This window comes from Micromonospora tarensis, assembly GCF_016803395.1.
GTDB lineage: Bacteria > Actinomycetota > Actinomycetes > Mycobacteriales > Micromonosporaceae > Micromonospora > Micromonospora tarensis.
On the sequence record NZ_JAEVHL010000435.1, the window covers coordinates 1 to 2,599 of the forward strand.

At 73.2% G+C, this 2,599-nt stretch carries 2 protein-coding genes; both read right to left on the minus strand.

The features are described 5' to 3' along the window. The coding region (locus JM949_RS35160) for a glycosyltransferase family 2 protein (protein WP_203152367.1) at positions 1-1,002 on the minus strand (1,002 nt) is incomplete at its 3' end. Between the two features lie 15 nt (positions 1,003-1,017). Then, the coding region (locus JM949_RS35165; protein ID WP_203152368.1) for a DUF5941 domain-containing protein at positions 1,018-2,599 on the minus strand (1,582 nt) is incomplete at its 5' end.

Genomic DNA, 2,599 nt, shown 5'->3' on the forward strand with positions numbered 1-2,599 from the left:
CCGCCGGCGGGCCACGTCGCGGGCCCGGCTGGCGGCCCGCAAGGCGCTGAACGTACGCCAGCGTCCGGCGGCGACGAGCCGGTGTTTGATCCCCTCGACCCCGTCCGGCACCGGATAGCCGCCGGCCGGCAGCCAGCGCTCGTAGTCGGCGGTGATCTGCGCGAAGAACGCCGGCCGCAGCTCCGGGGCGATCCGCTGGCCGTTGCCGAGCACCGTCAGGTAGTGCCAGATCATCCGCTCGAAGACGGCCGGGCGCAGCGCGTCCGTCGCCGGCCGCCACGCATCCATCAGGTGGAAGACCCGATGCCACTGGGGAAAGACCTCGAAGTGCCGGTCACCGCGGGTCCGGGTGATCGCGCCGGCGCGGCGTTGCCGGTAGTTGACGCAGACCCGGTCGAGTACGCCGATCCGCTGCGCCGCCATCAGCACCGGGTAGCTGAACGAGACGTCCTCGTACCAGCCGGGCGCGAAGCGCAGCCCCAGGTCGACCAGGAACTCCCGGCGGACCAGCCGGTTCCACGCGGTGTGCAGCAGGTGCATCGCCTCCGGCCGGTCCCGCAGCCGGAAGGTCTCCGGGCCCGGCGACTCCGGAAACACCTCGGCCATCGCGCTGCGGGTGGCGGTGTCGTTCCAGTGGGTACGGACGTGGTCGACCAGCAGCACGTCCGGGCGGGTGGTCCGCAACCGCTCGGCGACCTCGGTCAGGCACTCCGGTGCCAGCCAGTCGTCTCCGTCGAGGAACCACACGTACTCGCCGGCGGCCCGGTCCAGCCCGATGTTGCGGGCTGGACCGAGGCCGACGTTCTCTGCCAGTCGAACCGAGCGGACCCGCTGGTCGCGGGCCGCGTACTCGTCGATGATGTCGCCGCTGGCGTCCGGCGAGCAGTCGTCGACGGCGATCACCTCGATGTCCGTCTCCGGCTGGCCGAGCACGGAGTCCAGGCACTCCCGCAGGTAACCCTGCACCCGGAAGGCCGGTACCACGAAGCTGATCAGGGTCATCCGGCCGTCCCTCCGTCAGCGCGGCGCGGCACCTCCAGCGCCCACCGGCGCGACCGACGCCCGCGCGCTACGGGCCGGTCGCACGAACCAGGCCAGGACGACGCTCACCAGGAAGACCACGAGGAGGTACGCACCGAGTGTAGCCAGCCCGATACCCGCGACGCCGGCAATCGCCGCGAGGGCCAACACCACCGAACGGCCGTCCCAGCCCAGCGTGGCGGCGTGCAGCGGCGGTGCCGCCTGCCGCTTCTCCAGCCGGGCGGTCAGGTCGTAGTGGTGCACGGTGAGCACGAAGACGTACCCGAAGATCAGCCAGCCGGGTGCGCCACCGACCACCCCGACCACGATGGCGAACAGGAACTCGGCGGCCCGCAACGCCGCAGGCACCAGCCAGTCCAGCGGACCGTTGTGCGCCGCCCCGGCACCCAGACCGCCGACCAGCAGCACCAGCAACGCCACCGGCACCGCCCAGCGCAGCCCCTCGGGCGCGTCGGCCAGCAACGCCACCACCAACAGCACCGCCGGGCCGAACGCGGCGACCACCGCCAGGGTCAGCGGCCCCATCGGGCGGACCACCGGCAGCCAACGGGCCAACGGCCCGTCGTCGCGGTGCAGGGTGGCGTCGACCGTGTCCAGCACCGGCACCCACATCCAGCGGGCCCGCAGCGTCCGCAGCGCCCCGGTGTACGCGAACGCCAGCACCCCCCAGACCAGCACGGCGACCAGGCTGACCAGCGGGTTGAACAGCGCCACGGTCAGCGCGATCAGCGCCCACCGCTCACCGATCGGGAAGACCACGGTCCGCTTCAGCCAGTACGACACCGAGCCGGTGTCGGCCTGCACCCGGGTCGACGCCGCGTTGAGCCGGCCACCGATCCCGCCGCTGACGTTCGTCGCCGTACGCGGTCGGCGGGCCGCCTCGTCGTGCAGCACCCCGTACCAGGTGTCGGTCATGTGCCGGACGGTCTGCAACGTCATCGCGGCGATCGCGAGCGCCCAGCCGTTGCCCAGCCCGGCGTGGCTCACCCCGAAGCCCAGCCCGGCGTAGACCAGGTACTCCTTGGCCCGGTCCGCCATCGTGTCCAGCCAGCCGCCCCAGGCGCTGAAGTGCCGGGTGTAGCGGGCCAGTTGGCCGTCCACGCAGTCGAGCACGAAGCCGAGATAGAGCAGCACCGCGCCACCGACCAGCGCGGGCCGCCCGCCGACCCCGAACAACACCGCCGCGGCCAGCGCGAACAGCACCGAGATCGCCGTCACCCCGGTCGGGGTGAGCCGGAGCCGGGCCGCCACCCGGACCAGGTACGGCGACCAGGTGCTGACGAAGTAGGTGGAGAAGAAGTCGTCCCTCTCCTTGACCGAGAGCCGCAGCTCGGCCCGGTCCTCGTCGACGGCGGTCACCGCCGCCTCGGCGGCGGTCAGCCCGGCCGGGTCCTCGACCCGGTGGGCGACGAGCAGGCGTACCCGCTGAGCGAAGATCAGGGTGCCGAGCGCCGCGAGGCCCACGACCAGCCGGTCCACGGCGGACCCGGGGCCACCGGCCGCGACCGAGCCGGCGGAGCTGGCCCCGCCGGACCCCGCCAGCGGCGAGACGTCGCCG